Annotated in this window: 13 protein-coding genes; 8 read left to right on the top strand and 5 right to left on the bottom strand. The window is 62.2% G+C overall.

What is annotated here, in order from left to right:
* Positions 1 to 4: 4 nt before the first annotated feature.
* From FHT93_RS10525 to FHT93_RS10495, 7 genes are all read left to right on the top strand, one after another.
* Positions 5 to 1,630 carry an ABC transporter substrate-binding protein gene (locus FHT93_RS10525; RefSeq protein ID WP_113116752.1) on the top strand — a complete coding sequence of 542 codons (1,626 nt, stop codon included), beginning with the start codon at positions 5 to 7 and terminating at the stop codon, positions 1,628 to 1,630.
* A 52-nt stretch (positions 1,631 to 1,682) separates the two neighbouring features.
* Positions 1,683 to 2,642: an ABC transporter permease gene (locus FHT93_RS10520; RefSeq protein ID WP_348649764.1), complete on the top strand. Its 960-nt coding sequence runs from the start codon at positions 1,683 to 1,685 to the stop codon at positions 2,640 to 2,642.
* Positions 2,643 to 2,649: 7 nt separating this feature from the next.
* Positions 2,650 to 3,495: an ABC transporter permease gene (locus FHT93_RS10515; protein ID WP_018114498.1), complete on the top strand. Its 846-nt coding sequence runs from the start codon at positions 2,650 to 2,652 to the stop codon at positions 3,493 to 3,495.
* On the top strand, positions 3,492 to 5,081 hold the full coding sequence (locus FHT93_RS10510; protein ID WP_183847396.1) for an ABC transporter ATP-binding protein: 1,590 nt from the start codon (positions 3,492 to 3,494) through the stop codon (positions 5,079 to 5,081). The genes FHT93_RS10515 and FHT93_RS10510 overlap by 4 nt, the downstream gene beginning before the upstream one ends.
* Before the next feature lie 96 nt (positions 5,082 to 5,177).
* Positions 5,178 to 6,596, top strand: a complete 1,419-nt coding sequence (aldA, locus tag FHT93_RS10505) for an aldehyde dehydrogenase (protein ID WP_183847394.1) — start codon at positions 5,178 to 5,180, stop codon at positions 6,594 to 6,596.
* A gap of 11 nt (positions 6,597 to 6,607) precedes the next feature.
* Positions 6,608 to 7,825, top strand: coding sequence for a mandelate racemase/muconate lactonizing enzyme family protein (locus FHT93_RS10500; RefSeq protein ID WP_183847392.1), 1,218 nt, complete (start codon positions 6,608 to 6,610; stop codon positions 7,823 to 7,825).
* 8 nt (positions 7,826 to 7,833) lie between these two features.
* Complete coding sequence (locus FHT93_RS10495; RefSeq protein ID WP_183847390.1) at positions 7,834 to 9,447, top strand: GMC family oxidoreductase N-terminal domain-containing protein; 1,614 nt, start codon at positions 7,834 to 7,836, stop codon at positions 9,445 to 9,447.
* 9 nt (positions 9,448 to 9,456) lie between these two features.
* On the opposite strand, the gene FHT93_RS10490 is transcribed toward FHT93_RS10495, so the two are convergent.
* Positions 9,457 to 9,933 carry a cupin domain-containing protein gene (locus FHT93_RS10490; RefSeq protein ID WP_112971247.1) on the bottom strand — a complete coding sequence of 159 codons (477 nt, stop codon included), beginning with the start codon at positions 9,931 to 9,933 and terminating at the stop codon, positions 9,457 to 9,459.
* 73 nt (positions 9,934 to 10,006) lie between these two features.
* Entirely contained in the window at positions 10,007 to 11,365 is a 1,359-nt protein-coding gene (locus tag FHT93_RS10485) for a Xaa-Pro aminopeptidase (RefSeq protein ID WP_183847388.1), read from the bottom strand.
* Between the two features lie 146 nt (positions 11,366 to 11,511).
* Here FHT93_RS10485 and FHT93_RS10480 point away from each other — a divergent pair, with 146 nt between their 5' ends.
* Positions 11,512 to 12,513 (top strand): LacI family DNA-binding transcriptional regulator, encoded by a 1,002-nt coding sequence (locus FHT93_RS10480; RefSeq protein WP_183847386.1) that lies wholly within the window; start codon positions 11,512 to 11,514, stop codon positions 12,511 to 12,513.
* Between the two features lie 57 nt (positions 12,514 to 12,570).
* Here FHT93_RS10480 and FHT93_RS10475 read toward each other — a convergent pair whose 3' ends face one another.
* Genes FHT93_RS10475 through FHT93_RS10465 form a run of 3 tightly spaced genes read right to left on the bottom strand, consistent with a single transcriptional unit; the run spans position 12,571 to position 15,045 of the window.
* Positions 12,571 to 13,362 carry a transporter substrate-binding domain-containing protein gene (locus FHT93_RS10475; RefSeq protein WP_113116746.1) on the bottom strand — a complete coding sequence of 264 codons (792 nt, stop codon included), beginning with the start codon at positions 13,360 to 13,362 and terminating at the stop codon, positions 12,571 to 12,573.
* Positions 13,363 to 13,384: 22 nt separating this feature from the next.
* The gene (locus FHT93_RS10470) at positions 13,385 to 14,302 is read right to left on the bottom strand and encodes an isoaspartyl peptidase/L-asparaginase (protein WP_113204116.1); all 918 of its coding nucleotides are present in this window, start codon (positions 14,300 to 14,302) and stop codon (positions 13,385 to 13,387) included.
* An 8-nt stretch (positions 14,303 to 14,310) separates the two neighbouring features.
* The gene (locus FHT93_RS10465) at positions 14,311 to 15,045 is read right to left on the bottom strand and encodes an amino acid ABC transporter ATP-binding protein (RefSeq protein ID WP_018114488.1); all 735 of its coding nucleotides are present in this window, start codon (positions 15,043 to 15,045) and stop codon (positions 14,311 to 14,313) included.

Genomic DNA, 15,045 nt, shown 5'->3' with positions numbered 1-15,045 from the left:
GATCATGACTGAATTGAAAACCAACAGCGGCAAGCCGCTGCATCCCTCGGTGCCGGAACTGTGCGAGCAGGTTCGCGCCGGCAAGATCGACCGCCGCGGCTTCCTGCGTGCCGTCGCCTGGCTCGGTGTGACGGCGGCCTCCGCCAGCGCCTTCCTTGGTGACAGCAAGCCGGCACTCGCCGAGGAAACGCCGACGGATGGCGGCACGCTGCGTTTCGGCTGTCAGATCCAGGAGCTGACCGATCCGATGATGACGAGCTGGATCGAGGCCTCGAACCTCTATCGCAATAGCCTGGAATTCCTCACTTTCGTCGATGCCGACAATGTCACGCATCCCTATCTGGCCAAGAGCTGGACGCCGTCTGCCGATCTCAAGACCTGGGATTTCGAGCTCGACGAGCGCGCAAAATGGTCGAACGGCGATGCCTTCACGCCTGAGGACGTGATCTTCAACATTCAGCGCTGGATCGCGCCTGATTCGCAGTCTTCGAACAAGACTGCCTTCTCGGCCGTCGAAAAGGTCGAAAAGACCGGCGATCATGCGGTCCGCATCACGCTGTCGCGCGCGGTCTCCTCGCTGCCCGAACAGCTCTATTCCTACACCTGCCCGATGCTGCATCGCGACTTCGTCAAGGGCGGCGCCAACTGGCCGGCCAATCCAGTTGGTACCGGGCCCTTCAAGCTGGACGCTTACGAAGTCGGCCGTCAGGCTGTCTTTTCCAAGCGTGCCGATTACTGGGGCACGCCCGCTCATCTTGACGGCATCCAGTACATCGACCTCGGCACCGATATCACCACGCATCTCGCAGCCCTTTCGAGCGGCCAGATCGACATCATCTACCGCGCGACGATCGCCGAATACGATCTCATGAAGTCGCTGCCGAACATCCAGATCCTGACCGGCAAGGCAGCGCATACGCTCGTCATGCGTATGCAGTCCGACCAGAAGCCGTTCGACGATGTTCGCGTCCGCAAGGCCGTGCAGCTTGCCGCCGACAACAAGCAGATGCTCGACGTCGCCTATCGCGGCGAAGGCGAAGTCGGCGCCAATTTCCACGTCTCGCCGGTTCAGCCTGATTACTTCGCGCTGCCGGCGGTCGCCCGCGATGTCGAGAAGGCCAAGGCCCTGCTTGCAGAAGCCGGCCACAAGGACGGCCTGGATATCGAGCTGACGCTTGGTAACACGCAGGGTACCTGGGAACAGGATACCGCGCAGGTGCTGCAGCAGAACCTGGCAGAGGCCGGTATCCGTCTGAAGCTCAACGTCCTGCCGGCCTCGCAATACTGGCCGATCTGGGACAAGGTTCCCTTCGGTCTCACCTACTGGGCGCACCGTCCGCTCGGTGCAATGACGCTCGATCTGGCCTACCGCTCGGGCGGCGCCTGGAACGAGAGCCATTTCGCCAGCAAGGAATTCGACGCTGCGCTCGACAAGGCTCTCGCCGTCGTTGATCCGGCCAAGCGCCCCGAAGCCATGAAGGATGTCCAGCAGATCCTGCAGGATTCCGGCGTCATCGTTCAGCCCTACTGGCCGAACCGCTTCAGCGCCGCAGCCACCACCGTCCGCGGCTACGTGCTCCATCCGGCGGATTACTTCCGTATGGATGGCGTCTGGCTCGCCAAGGCTTGATCTTCGGCGGGGCCGCCATCAGGGCGGCCCCGAACCGGCAAAGAGGTGGTTCGTGTCCGTTTTACTTTTCATTCTCCGTAAACTGGCAAGCGCTCTCGCGGTGATGTTCACCGTATCGCTGCTCGTTTACCTGGCGCTGGAGGTCAATGTCGGCGACGTCGCCGTCAAGGTCCTCGGCCAGTTCTCGACACCGGCCCAGCGCGCGCAGTGGCTGACGGCCAATGGTTACGACGATCCCTTCATCATCCGTTACGGCCGCTGGCTCTGGTCCTTCGTGACCGGCGACTGGGGCATGTCCACCTATTATCGTGCGCCGGTTTCCCAACTGATCCCCGACCGCCTTGCGGCTTCGGGCATCCTTGCGGGCGGAGCGCTGCTCATCATCGTTCCGGTCGGCCTGTTCGCGGGCATCATCGCCGGCATGCGTCCGGGTTCGGTTCTCGACCGCGTCATTTCCTTCATCTCGATCGCCACGACCTCGATCCCGGATTTCGCTTCCGCCGTCTTCTTTTCGGCCGTCTTCGTGTTCTGGCTGCACTGGCTGCCCGGCGCCAGCACCATGCTGACCGGTTTTTCACTGCAGCAGATCATCCTGCCGGTTCTGGTGCTCGGCTTCTATTCCACCGGTTATCTGGCGCGTGTCACTCGCGCCTCGATGATCGAAGTCATGGGCACGCATTATGTTCGTACGGCGCGGCTGAAGGGTGCGAGCACCGCGCGCATTGTCTGGCGTCATGCACTGCGCAATGCACTGATCACGCCTGTTACCGTGATCATGCTGCAGTTTCCCTGGCTCTTGTCGGGCGTCATCGTCGTGGAGGTCTTCTATGCCTACAAGGGCTTCGGCACGCTGCTCTATGACGCCGCGCTCAACAGCGACATCCGCCTCGTCGAGGCCTGCGCGATGGTGAGCGTCGTAGTCGTCGTTGCCACACAGATCCTCTCGGACCTCGCCTATGGCTGGCTCAACCCACGTGTCTCGCTGCTTGATGCGGCCAAGGGACGGAAGTGAGGGCGCCATGCGGAAAGCTGTAAAACCCTATCTTTCCAACCCGGTCGTCGTGATCGGCGGTTTCCTGACGATCGGCTGGCTGCTGGTGGCGATCTTCGCGCCGTTGCTTGCGCCCTACGATCCGATCCGCACGCTGCTGCCGCTCGCAAAGCCTGGTATGGCCGATAAATCCGGTAACATCTTCTGGCTCGGTACAGACAAGCTCGGCCGCGATATTCTCTCACGTCTTATCTATGGCGCGCGCACGGTGGTAATCTTCTCGACACTTGCGACGCTGACGGCCTACGTGGTCGGTGTAGCACTCGGGCTTGTCGCCGGATACTGGCGCGGCTGGGGCGATGCGGTTTTGTCCTACATCGCCAATGTCGTGCTCTCTTTCCCGGTGCTGGTTCTCTATATCGTCATCATCGTCGTAGTCGGTTCTTCGCCTTTCAACATCGTGCTCGCCGTTACCTTCGGCAGTGCACCGGCGATCTTCCGCATCGTGCGCGGCATCACCATCGATGTCGCCAGCCGCGATTACGTGGCTGCGGCGGTGACGCAGGGCGAAAGCACCTGGCGCATCATGCTCTTCGATATTCTGCCCAATGCCAGCGGCCCGCTCGCAGTCGATTTCTGCCTGCGTCTTGGCTACACGGCGATCACCATCGGCACGCTCGGCTTCCTCGGCCTCGGCCTGCCGCCACCGACACCGGATTGGGGCACGATGGTGAATGAAGGCCGCGCCATGGCGATCGCTTTCCCGCATCTCGTGATTTTTCCATGCCTTGCGATCTCATCTCTGATGCTGGGCTTGAGCCTGCTGGCGGACGGATTGCGGGAAGTCTCGGAAGCGCAGGGGAGGCGTGCATGAGCAGCAACGAAAACCAGCCGATTCTTCGGGTTGAAAATCTGAGCGTCGCCCTGCCGAAGGGAGCCGACCGGCCCTACGCCGTGAAAGCTGCGAGCTTCGATCTGAAGCCGCGGGAAATCCTCTGTATCGTCGGCGAGTCCGGTTCGGGCAAGTCGGTCCTGTCGAGCGCGCTGATGGGCGCGGTCGCGGAAGGGCTGAAGGTTGCCGGCGGTAAGGTCATGCTTGGGGATACTGATCTCGTCGGTCTCTCCGAACGGGCGTTCCGCGCTATCCGAGGCAGCGACATCGCCATGATCTTCCAGGAGCCGATTGCTTCGCTCAATCCGGCGATGACGGTCTCGGCGCAGATCGAAGAGGTCTTCGAACTGCATTCGGATTTCGATGCCGCCGAGCGCAGGAGACGTGCCCGGGCGCTGGTCGAATCCATGCATCTGCCGAATCCTGACCGTATCCTGCAGGCCTATCCGCACGAACTTTCCGGTGGCCAGTGCCAGCGTGTCGTCATCGCCATGGCGCTTGCCATGAACCCCCGCGTGCTGATCGCAGACGAACCGACGACGGCGCTCGACGTGACGACGCAGGCGCAGGTGCTGAAACTGGTGCGCGAACTGCGCGACCTGCATGACCACGGCATCGTCTTCATCACCCATGATTTCGGTGTGGTGGCCGATATTGCCGATCGCGTGGCGGTGATGCGCCATGGCGAGATCGTCGAGATCGGTGAGGCGAAGCAAGTGCTGACGGCCCCGAACCATCCCTATACCAAGGAGCTTATCGCTGCGGTTCCGAGCCTGACGCCACATGATCGTCCTGCCGCGCCGACAACCGCGGAGCCGGTGCTTGCAGTTCGTGATCTGCAGCATTCCTACGGCAGCGTTCAGGTTCTGAAGCACGTGGAGCTCACATTGCCGCCGGGCCGGGTTCTCTCCATCGTCGGTGAATCCGGTTGCGGAAAGTCCACGCTTGCCAAGGCCATGATCCGTCTGATCGAACCGAAAAGCGGCCGGGTAGAAGTGGCGGGGGCGGATCTCCTCGGCCTTTCGCCGGCGCCGCTGCGGGCTCGCCGCCGGTCGATCCAGATGATTTTCCAGGATCCGTTCGGCTCGCTCAATCCGCGCCGTCGCGTCGGGCCGATGATCGCCCGTTCCGCCATGCTTGCCGGTGTCGAGGCGGGCGAGGCACGACGGCGCGCGGAGGAGTTGCTCGATCTCGTTGGCCTGCAGAAGAGCGCCTATTGGCGCAAGCCATCTGCATTTTCCGGCGGTCAGCGGCAGCGTATCGGCATTGCCCGGGCGCTTGCCATGCGGCCGGATGTGCTGATCGCCGACGAGAGCGTTTCGGCACTCGACGTGTCGGTTCAGGCGCAGGTTCTGAAATTGCTTCGCGAACTGCAGGAGAAGCTGCAACTCGCCATCGTCTTCATCACCCACGACCTGCGCGTCGCTGCCCAGATCAGCGACGAGATCGTGGTGATGCAGAAGGGGGAAATCGTCGAGCGCGGCAGTGCGGCCCAGGTACTGCAGGCGCCGACACACCCCTATACGAGAACACTTCTCGACGCGGCGCCGGGCCGCAGCACGTTCTAGCCGCCGCTTCCGGGCGTCGGCACCCTGTTTCGTTTCAACGCATGGCCGGCAGAGGCCGGCATGCGCGTGGTTGTCTATTGTCCTGAGGATGCCGTCATGACGGAATATCGCAATTTCATCGCCGGAGAATTCCGGCCTTCCGGCACGCTGGTGCCGGTGCTCAATCCGGCAACTGAAGCCCAATTCGCCAAGGTGCCGTCGGCGACTGCCGAAGAGGCTATCGAGGCGGTCGAAGCTGCCGCAAAGGCACAAAAAGAATGGCGGGCGCTGCCCGCCATCGCGCGGGGCGATGCGCTGCGCAAGCTCGCCGCGGTTATCGAGAAGCGGGCGGAAAAGATCGGTGCCGCGCTGGCGCAGGAGTCCGGCAAGAGCCTTGCTGATGCGACGGGTGAGGCCATCTACGGCGCCGAGTTGATGCGCTATCACTCCGAATGGGCGCGGCGTATCGAGGGCGAAATCATCCCGAGCGACAATGCCAATGAGACGTTGCTCCTGAAACGCGAAGCGATCGGCGTCGTCGTCTGCCTGATCCCCTTCAATTTCCCGATCTATACGCTGGTGCGCAAGATCGCGCCGGCGCTGATCGCCGGCAATGCCGTCGTCGTGCGCCCGAGCAATTCGACGCCGACGTCGGCGTTCGAGATCGCCGAAGCCGTCGCCGAGGCAGGCTTGCCGACCGGGCTCGTCAATGTTCTCACCATGTCGCATGATGTTGCGGCAACGCTCTGCACGCATCCGAAGGTCGGGATGATCACTTTGACCGGTAGCTTGCAGGCGGGCCGCGTCGTGCTCGAATATTGCAAGGCGAATATCGCCAAGCCGTCGCTGGAGCTCGGTGGCAAGACGCCCGTCATCATCGAGCCGGATGCCGATCTCGATGCGGTCGCCGCACAGCTCGTTGCTGCCAAGACCAATCATTGCGGCCAGCTGTGCACAGCGCCGGAACGCGTCTATGTGCATCGTTCCATTCATGACGCGCTGCTTGCCAAGCTGACGTCAGGCTTTGCCGCGCGCGCTTTCGGCGATCGCTCGGTTGATGCGTCCCGTGTCGGGCCGCTTGCCACCAAGTCCGCGCAGACGAATGTGCACAAGGCTGTCCTGAAGGCGGTCGAGCAGGGCGCGCTAATCGAGGCCGGCGGTCTTCTGCCGGAAGGCGCGGGTTTCTTCTATCCCCCGACGCTGCTCTCCAATTGCCGCCAGGACATGGAGATCATTGCCGAGGAAATCTTCGGGCCGGTTCTGCCTGTTGTTGCCTATGATACGACCGAGGAGGCGTTGGCGCTCGCCAATGACCATCAGTTCGGTCTGAGCTCGGTGCTCTTCACCAACAATCATCGTACGATCATGCGCTTTTCCGATGCGATCGAGGCCGGCGAATTCTACGTCAACCGTTTCCCGGCCGACCCCTATCAGGGCTATCACGCCGGCTGGAAGCGCTCAGGCCTCGGCGGCGACGATGGCAAACACGGCATGCTCGAATTCACCCAGACGCGCCTCGTCATACTCAAGCATTGAGGATCACGGCCATGCAGATCGCATCGCTTTCCACCCATCTCGTCGCCGTCCCGCCGCCGCATATTGGCGGCATGTACTGGATCTTTGTGCGGCTGACGACGGCAGACGGTATCGAGGGCGTCGGGGAAATCTACTCGACTGCCTTCCATCCGCAGGCGCTCGTGCCGCTGATCGAGGACGTCTTCCAGCGTTACCTGCTCGGCCATGATCCGCATGATGTCGAGCGCTTCTGGCGGCTTGCCTATTCGAGCGGCTTCACGCAGCGGCCTGATCCGACGATGATGGGTATCGTCTCTGGCCTGGAGATCGCCTGCTGGGACATTATCGGCAAGGCGGCCGGCAAGCCGGTCCACAAACTGATCGGCGGGCGCGTGCATGAGAAGCTGCGCGCTTACACTTATCTCTATCCGAAGAATGCGGCCGGCGAATATGACTATAACGATCCGGACCTTGCCGCCGAATGCGCAGTGAAAATGGTGGAGATGGGCTTTACCGCCGTAAAGTTCGACCCGGCCGGCCCCTATACGGCCTATTCCGGCCACCAGGTTTCGCTCGGCGTGATGGACCGCTGCGAGGAATTCTGCGCCAGAATTCGCGAAGCTGTCGGCAGCAGTGCCGATCTGCTCTTCGGCACGCATGGTCAGATGGTGCCGTCTTCGGCGATCCGGCTGGCGCAGCGGCTGGAGAAATATGACCCGCTCTGGTTCGAGGAGCCGGTACCTCCGGGTCAGGAAGAGGCGATGGCGGAAGTTGCCCGCAAGACCTCGATCCCGATTTCGACCGGCGAGCGGCTGACGACCAAATACGAGTTCCAGCGTGTGCTGGAAACCGGTGCTGCCTCGATCCTGCAGATGAACGTGGCGCGTGCCGGCGGCATTCTGGAATCCAAGAAGATCGCCGGCATGGCGGAGGCGCATTACGCGCAGATCGCGCCGCATCTCTACAATGGCCCCATTGGCGCTGCGGCCAGCATCCAGCTTGCCGCGTCCTCGCCGAATTTCCTGATCCACGAAGCGATCGTCGATTTCTCGGGCTTCTATGCAGAGATCCTGAAGACGCCGCTGCGCTTCGAGGACGGTTATCTGATGCCGTCAGACGAACCGGGGCTGGGCGTGGAACTCAATCTCGATGTCGTCGCCAAACACTCGCCTTACGAAGGGCAGCGACTGCATCTGCAAATGGATGACAAGCCCGCCGACGTGAAGGCTTTTGCCCCGGCCCGCGGCTGAGAACGAAGATGACGACATACGATTACATCATCGTCGGCGCCGGCTCGGCCGGCTGCATTCTGGCGGCACGCCTCAGCGAGAGCGGCAGGCACAATGTGCTGCTGATCGAAGCCGGCGGCAACGATAGTTCGCCGTGGTTTCGCATTCCCGTCGGCTATGCGCGCTCCTATTACGATCCGAAGGTCAACTGGATGTACTGGAGTGAGCCCGAGGCCGCGCTCAACGGCCGGCGCATTTACGCGCCGCGCGGTAAGGTGCAGGGCGGTTCGGGCTCTATCAATGCGATGATCTTCGTACGCGGTGCCGCGGATGATTTCGACGATTGGAAGGCCGCGGGCAATCTCGGCTGGGGCTATGAGGACGTGCTGCCTTTCTTCCGCAAGCTGGAGACCCATGCGGGCGGCGAGAGCAAGTATCATGGCGGTGGCGGGCCGATCCATGTGACGCCGATGCGCGGCCAGTCGCATGCGATCACCGACCGATTTCTGGAGGCGTGCGCCGAATTGCAAATGCCGCTGAATGCGGATTTCAACGGCGAAAACATCGAGGGCGCCGGCATCTACGACATCAATACACGCAACGGCGTGCGCTCGTCCTCGTCGCTCGCCTATTTGCGGCCGGCGCTCGGGCGGCCGAATCTCGCGATCCTGCGCAACAGCCGGGTGCGCCGGGTGATCGTCGATGCGGAGGCGCGTGCCACCGGCGTCGAGGTGATCGGGCCGGGTGGCATTACCAGCTATTCGGCACGGCAGGAGGTTATCCTCTCGGCAGGCGCGGTCGATACGCCGAAGCTCCTGCAGCTTTCCGGCATCGGTGACGGCGCGCATCTGCAATCCCTTGGCGTTCCGCTCGTCCGGCATCTGCCGGCGGTCGGCAAGAACCTGCAGGATCATCTCTGCGCCAGCTTCTACTATCGTTCCACCGTGCCGACGCTGAATGACGAACTCGGCACGATCTTCGGACAGGCGCGGCAGGCCTTGCGTTACATTCTGACGCGACGGGGACCGCTGGCGCTCAGCGTCAATCAGGCTGGCGCCTTCCTGCGCGGCAGCCCTGAGGAAGAGCGGCCGAATATCCAGCTCTATTTCAATCCGCTCTCCTATCGCATTCCGACCGATCCGAAGGCGGGATTGAAGCCTGAGCCCTATTCGGGCTTTCTGCTGGCCTTCAATTCGTGCCGGCCGACGAGCCGCGGTTCGATCAACATCGTCTCCCCAGAGCTGACGGACGCGCCGCAGATCCGGCCGAATTATCTCGGAACCGTCCATGACGAGGAAGAGGTGATCCAGGGCAGCCGACTGGTGCGGCGTATCATGGAGGCGCCGGCGCTGCGGGCGATTACCGAAATGGAGATGCCGCCTTCAGTGGAAGCCCAGACCGATGAGGAACTGCTTAGCTATTTCCGCGGCAATTCCGGCTCGATCTATCACCTCTGCGGATCGGCAGCGATGGGGCCGGACGCCTCGTCGTCCGTGGTCGATGCATCGCTCAAGGTGCACGGCATCAACGGGCTCAGGATCGTCGATGCTTCGGTCTTCCCGAATATCACGGCTGGCAATATCAATGCGCCGACGATGATGGTGGCGGAGAGGGGCGCAGCGATGATCCTCGCTGCTGCCTGAAAACTGGTCTCAGTGTCTGTGGATCGGATCGATCCACGGCACATTCTCCGGCTTTTCGACCGGCTCGATATCGAGATTGACCACGACGGGTTCCTGGCCGGAGCGCACGAGCACGCATTCCAGCGTCTCGTCGCGGCTGGCATTGATTTCCTGATGCGGCACGAAGGGCGGCACATAGATGAAATCGCCGGGGCCGGCTTCCGCGGTGAATTCGAGGTTCTCGCCCCAGCGCATGCGGGCCTTGCCCTTCACCACATAGATGATGCTTTCGAGATCGCCGTGATGATGGGCGCCGGTCTTGGCATTGGCATGGATCGTCACCGTGCCGGCCCAGATCTTCTCGGCGCCGGCGCGTGCATTGTTGATGGCGGTTGCGCGGTTCATGCCCGGCGTCTGGGCGGTGTTCGGATCGAGCGCATTGCCGGGAATGACCTTCACGCCATGTTCGCGCCAGTCGATATGCTTGTGGTCGTGATCGTCGCTCATGCCGCTCCTCCTGCTTTCAGAGCAATCTAGGCAAGGCAGGACCGGCGGCCAAGGGCTGCCGGTCCTTTATCCATCATTCGCGGATCAGCACGTGATTGGCTTTCAACCAGAAGGGCGGCAGATAAAGCGGCGTATCCGAAAGCGGCAGGATGTTTTCTTTCAGGGCAACGCCGAGCTTGTCGGCCATGAAGGCGCGGCGCGCGGCGATACGAGCATGCATTTCCGGATAGCGGCTGCGGATGGCGTCACGCAGATCGGCATCGGCAAAGGCAATCGCATCTTCCGAGTTCAGCGCCCAGCCGGCCGGCATGGGCACGGGGATGACATCGACCTGGAAGGGCATGCCGGAACGCAGGCGCTCGGTGGAGCCGGGGCGAACCGGCGAATGCAGCCATTCCTCGTGGCTGCCGAGGTGGCCCGGGTTGAGGGCGGAGTTCAGGCCGGCGGATTTCAGCTTTTCGGTCACTGCCGTGAAGAGTTCGCCGCCGGTCGTGGCGATATCGGCGGTTTCGTACCAGGTGATCAGCGCCTCGAAATAGGCCTTGGCGGGATTGAGGAAGGCCTCGTCATGATCGGTCAGCAGGCCGGCGCGCGAGGAGAGGGCGCCCCAGTAGCCGAGCGCAGTTGTGACGCCATCGCCCTTCTTCATGCGCCGCGCCGTCGGGCTGCGCAGGCCGACGATGTTTTCGCCCTTGCTGACGGAGGCGAACATGGTGTGGACGTTCAGCGGATCGCCTTCATAACCAAGCCGTCCGAGCGCTTCGAACTCGCTGTCGCCTTCACGAACCCCCGAGACGACGCGCCAGAGCGCGCGTGAGCAACGGGCCGAGGCCCATTCAAAAGCGGCGAGCTGATCGACATCGACGACAGAGCGCAGGCCGTTTTCCGGATGCATCAGGACGGTGGTCGCGTCGGTGACGCTGCCGGCGAGACGGCGCAGCACAGAGACGATGAAGTCGGGAACGAAAAAGCAGTTTGCGTGGTCTTCGTCCTCTTCCACCGAAAGGTATTTCCAGCCGACGAGCCCGATACTCTGGCCCTTGCCAATACCGGCGTCTTTCAGGCGATCGACAAGGCGCGGGTTCTGGCTGCGGTCCTGGCCCATCAGACTGAAGCTTTGCGCCCGCAGTACTTCGACGCCGGGCAGCCCGGCGAGAACCGTATAGCTTTCGGATTCATTGCCGGTGATGACGACACGCTTGCCCTTGGGGCCGAGCAGCAGAAGCGCTTCCTCGAAGCGTGGTTCGAAACCGGAGAGGAACATGATGTTGCCGAAGTGCTCGCGGTCTGCGTAGACGACGAGCCAGTCGGTGCCGGCGGCTTTCAGCGCGGTATCGGCACGGGCGGCATAGGTCTCGGCCGGGATCCGTGGCTGATCGGCGGTTACAGGTCCGAAATCTGGCAGGGTGACGGGTGCGAGGTTGATTGCCATGCGGTTCCTCCATTCAGGCTGGCATCGACGAAAAAGGGCTGTGGCACCGGTTTCAGTGCCATGAAAGTGGATGATTGCAAGTTTCCGATAGCGAAGATGCACGACTGTGCGCTATCACGCCATGACAGGTTGGAAAGTGCTCGAATATGACACAGAACAATGGCCGCGATGCCGCTCCGACGATTGCCGATGTTGCAAAGCTGGCCGGGGTGTCGCGAGCGGTTGCCAGCCGGGCGCTCTCCAACGAGCCGCGACCGGTTTCGGCGGACAAGCGTGAGAGAGTGGTCGAGGCGGCCGCCCGGCTCGGTTACAAACCGAACCTCCTGGCGCAGAGCCTGACGACCAAGACGGTCAACCTCATCGCGGTCGTCGTCAACCACATCCATGATCTTTCGGACCTCGATCTCTTCGACCGGCTGCTCGACCAGATCCAGTCGATCGGCAAGCAGGTCATCATGATCCGCATCGGCTCGGTCGCCCGCGTCGAGGAGTTCCTGCGCAACGGCGTTGCCTATCATGTCGATGCGGCACTGGTCTTTTCGGATTTTGCAGACGCTCCGACTGTCAGGCGCATGTTCCGCTCCGATCTCGTTGTCATGCTGAACGGTCTGCATGACGATCTCTCGCCCGTCGTCATGCCCGACGAGGGCAGCGGCATTGCCGAAGCCGTCGCCGATGCGGCGAAGAAGGGCGTGAAGCGGGCGGGTCTCGTCACCGGCCGTTCGTCCTCGCCGATGGAACAGGCGCGCATAGGCTTCTACAAGCGGGCCTTCGCGGAGAGCGGCATAGAACTGGTGCGCACGGTGCAAGGCGACTATTCCTATGAGAGCGGGCATGCGGCGGCAGAGGAACTGGCTGGCGCTGATTGTCCGGATGCGATCTTCTGCACGTCAGATGCGATGGCCATGGGCATTCTCGATGTCTGCCGCGCCGATTTTCCCCGCAACCGGCCGACACGTTTCCGGCTCTATGGTTTCGACAATCTCTCGCTCACCGATTTCGACGCCTATCCGATTTCCTCGATCGGTTACGACAAGAGTGTCTATGTCGAGCACATCGTGGATTTCATCGCAAATCCTGGCGATTTTCACCCCGGCCAGCCACCGGTCATCGTGCCGACGACCTATTTTCCGCGCCTGACCGCCTGATAGAAATGACCTCCTGACAGCAAACAGGCCGCCCGAAGGCGGCCTGTGAGGATCATCCTACCACTGCGGGTTCAGAGCCGGCGGGTTGGCTTCTGCGCCCCACCACTTCTTGTAATTGGCTTCATAAGCGCCCGACTGGATGTAGTCGGAAACGAACATGTCGAGCCAGCGGACGAATTCCGGATCGCCCTTGGCGACAGCCATGCCGATCGGGTCGTTGGAATAGAGGCCGGCGAGCGTAACCAGCGTCGGGTTCTTGGTGGCGAGATAGTCCAGCAGCGAGGAATCTTCGATCGCAGCATCGACGCGCTTCTGCTGGAGCTGCAGTACGCCATCGGGAGCGAACTGGTCGACATAGACGAGCTGCGCATCCGGAACGGCGGACTTGAGGAATGTCTCGCCCGTCGTACCACGGCCGACGACAACCTTCTTGCCCGAGAGATCCTTCAGTTCCTTGATGCCGGCGTCCTTCTGGACGATAACGCGCAGGCCGGCGCGGTTATAGGGGATCGAGAAGTCGACGACCTTGGCGCGCTCGAGCGTGGCAGAGGTATTGGCGATCGCCACGTCGATCTGGCCGGAAACCAGCATAGAGATGCGCGCATCGCCCGAGACGTCGGTGAATTCGACCGGTACGCCGAGCTTTTCGGCCAGACGGTTGGCGACATCGACGTCGTAACCGACGGGGTTGTTCTGCGCGTCGCGGAAACCGATCGGCTCGCCGCCAAGCGATACGCCGATGCGCACGACGCCGCGTGAGCGGATGTCGTCGAGCATGCCGGCAAAGGACGGAAGCGCAGAGCCGGCAACGACGGCCAGCGCGGCAATGGCTGTGAGAATGCGTTTCATGGTTCCATTTCCCTCTTCTTGATTATGCCTGTTTCGCGGCCCGAAGTTCCGGTTCGGGCATCGAGTCCTCCCAGAGCCAGTAGCGGATTTCGCCCTCGCATCTGAAATTCACGACCTCATGGTTGCCCTTGGCATCGACAGCATGGATGACCACGCCGGCCAGGAAACCGGAGGACAGTTCATTGAGCTCCTCGACCGCCAGCTTGACGGCGTCGGAAAGCGAATAGCCGAATTTGAGCGCCAGCACGACGGTGCGCGCAGTCGAGCAGCGCATGGTCATCTCACCGGTATGGGTGCAGGCAGCCGCGCCATAACGGCTGTCGGCATAGAAGCCGGCGCCGGGGATCGGACTGTCGCCAAGGCGGCCGGGATATTTCCAGGCCCAGCCGGACGTGGAGGTCGCGGCGTGGATGCCGCGTGTGGGGTCCGCGGACAGGAAGACGGTCGTGTCGCGTACACGCTCCGGGTCGGTGATGGTGCGGCTGAGCGGCGCCAACGGGATATCGGGAAATTTCGCCAATTCCTCCGGTGACAGTTCCTTTTCCAGGCGCTCCCACCAGACGCGCTTGCTGTCTTCGAAGAGCACGTCATCTTCGGAGAAACCGATTTCACTGGCAAAGCGGCGAGCGCCATCGCCGGTCAACATCACGTGCGGCAGGCGCTTCATGACTTCGTGGGCGAGGCGGGCGACCGGCAGCGTATTCGGCACGGCGCCGACAGTGCCGACATCACGGGTGTTGCCATCCATGACGGCGCCGTCGAGTTCCATATTGCCGAGCATGTTCGGCCAGCCGCCGTAACCGACGCTGCGAACCCGGACTTCGCTTTCCACCTTGCTGATGCCGGCGACCATGGCGTCGAGGCTGATAGCGCCTTCGCGCAGCATCTGCACCGTCGTCGGGAAACCGGGCCAGGCTTCTTTATTGGCCAAGAGCAGCATGAATACCTCTAATCTTTACGCATTTTGGACAGGAACTGGGCGATACGCGGGTTGGTCATGCCGCCCTCGGCGGCGAAGAAATCCGCAGTCGGCAGATCGACGAGCAGCTTGCCCTTGTCGAGGAAGACGATGCGGTTGGAAATCTGTCGCGCGAATTCGATCTCGTGGGTGACGAAGAGCATGGTTGTGCCTTCGGCTGCTAGCTTGGCGAGGATAGCCAGCACTTCGGCCGTCATTTCCGGGTCGAGCGCGCTGGTGACTTCATCAAGCAGCAGGTAACGCGGCTGCATGGCAAGCGCCCGGCAAATGCCGACGCGCTGACGCTGGCCGCCGGAAAGCTGGGCCGGATAGGCATCGGCGCGGTCTCCGAGGCCGACGGATTGCAGCAGCGCACGGGCGGTGGCTTCGGCTTCGGCACGCGGCTTTTTCAGCACTTCGACTGGAGCCAGCGTCACGTTTCCGAGCACGGTCATGTGCGGATAGAGATTGAAGAGCTGGAAAACGGTAGCCGAGCGCTTGCGGGCTTCGGCCAATTCCTTCGGCTTGCCGACGTCGAAATCATCGACGGTGATACTGCCGCCGTTCAACTTTTCCAGGCCGTTGATGCAACGGATCAGCGTCGATTTGCCGGAGCCGGAGGAGCCGAGGATGGACACGACCTCGCCGGGATTGATGGTAAGGTTGACGCCATCGAGAACGGTCGTAGGACCAAAGGCCTTTTTGACGTTTTCTACTTTGAGCAT

The sequence above is a fragment of the Rhizobium sp. BK379 genome, from assembly GCF_014193955.1.
GTDB lineage: Bacteria > Pseudomonadota > Alphaproteobacteria > Rhizobiales > Rhizobiaceae > Rhizobium.
The sequence above is the reverse complement of the archived record's forward strand: the minus strand, read 5'-3'. Positions and strand labels throughout refer to the sequence as shown.

Excerpts from the sequence above, each read along its gene's own strand:
- FHT93_RS10525 (WP_113116752.1), top strand. The coding sequence starts at position 5 with ATGACTGAATTGAAAACCAACAGCGGCAAGCCGCTGCATCCCTCGGTG.
- FHT93_RS10515 (WP_018114498.1), top strand. The coding sequence starts at position 2,650 with ATGCGGAAAGCTGTAAAACCCTATCTTTCCAACCCGGTCGTCGTGATC.
- FHT93_RS10510 (WP_183847396.1), top strand. The coding sequence starts at position 3,492 with ATGAGCAGCAACGAAAACCAGCCGATTCTTCGGGTTGAAAATCTGAGC.
- aldA (WP_183847394.1), top strand. The coding sequence starts at position 5,178 with ATGACGGAATATCGCAATTTCATCGCCGGAGAATTCCGGCCTTCCGGC.
- FHT93_RS10500 (WP_183847392.1), top strand. The coding sequence starts at position 6,608 with ATGCAGATCGCATCGCTTTCCACCCATCTCGTCGCCGTCCCGCCGCCG.
- FHT93_RS10495 (WP_183847390.1), top strand. The coding sequence starts at position 7,834 with ATGACGACATACGATTACATCATCGTCGGCGCCGGCTCGGCCGGCTGC.
- FHT93_RS10490 (WP_112971247.1), bottom strand. The coding sequence starts at position 9,933 with ATGAGCGACGATCACGACCACAAGCATATCGACTGGCGCGAACATGGC.
- FHT93_RS10485 (WP_183847388.1), bottom strand. The coding sequence starts at position 11,365 with ATGGCAATCAACCTCGCACCCGTCACCCTGCCAGATTTCGGACCTGTA.
- FHT93_RS10480 (WP_183847386.1), top strand. The coding sequence starts at position 11,512 with ATGACACAGAACAATGGCCGCGATGCCGCTCCGACGATTGCCGATGTT.
- FHT93_RS10475 (WP_113116746.1), bottom strand. The coding sequence starts at position 13,362 with ATGAAACGCATTCTCACAGCCATTGCCGCGCTGGCCGTCGTTGCCGGC.
- FHT93_RS10470 (WP_113204116.1), bottom strand. The coding sequence starts at position 14,302 with ATGCTGCTCTTGGCCAATAAAGAAGCCTGGCCCGGTTTCCCGACGACG.
- FHT93_RS10465 (WP_018114488.1), bottom strand. The coding sequence starts at position 15,045 with ATGCTCAAAGTAGAAAACGTCAAAAAGGCCTTTGGTCCTACGACCGTT.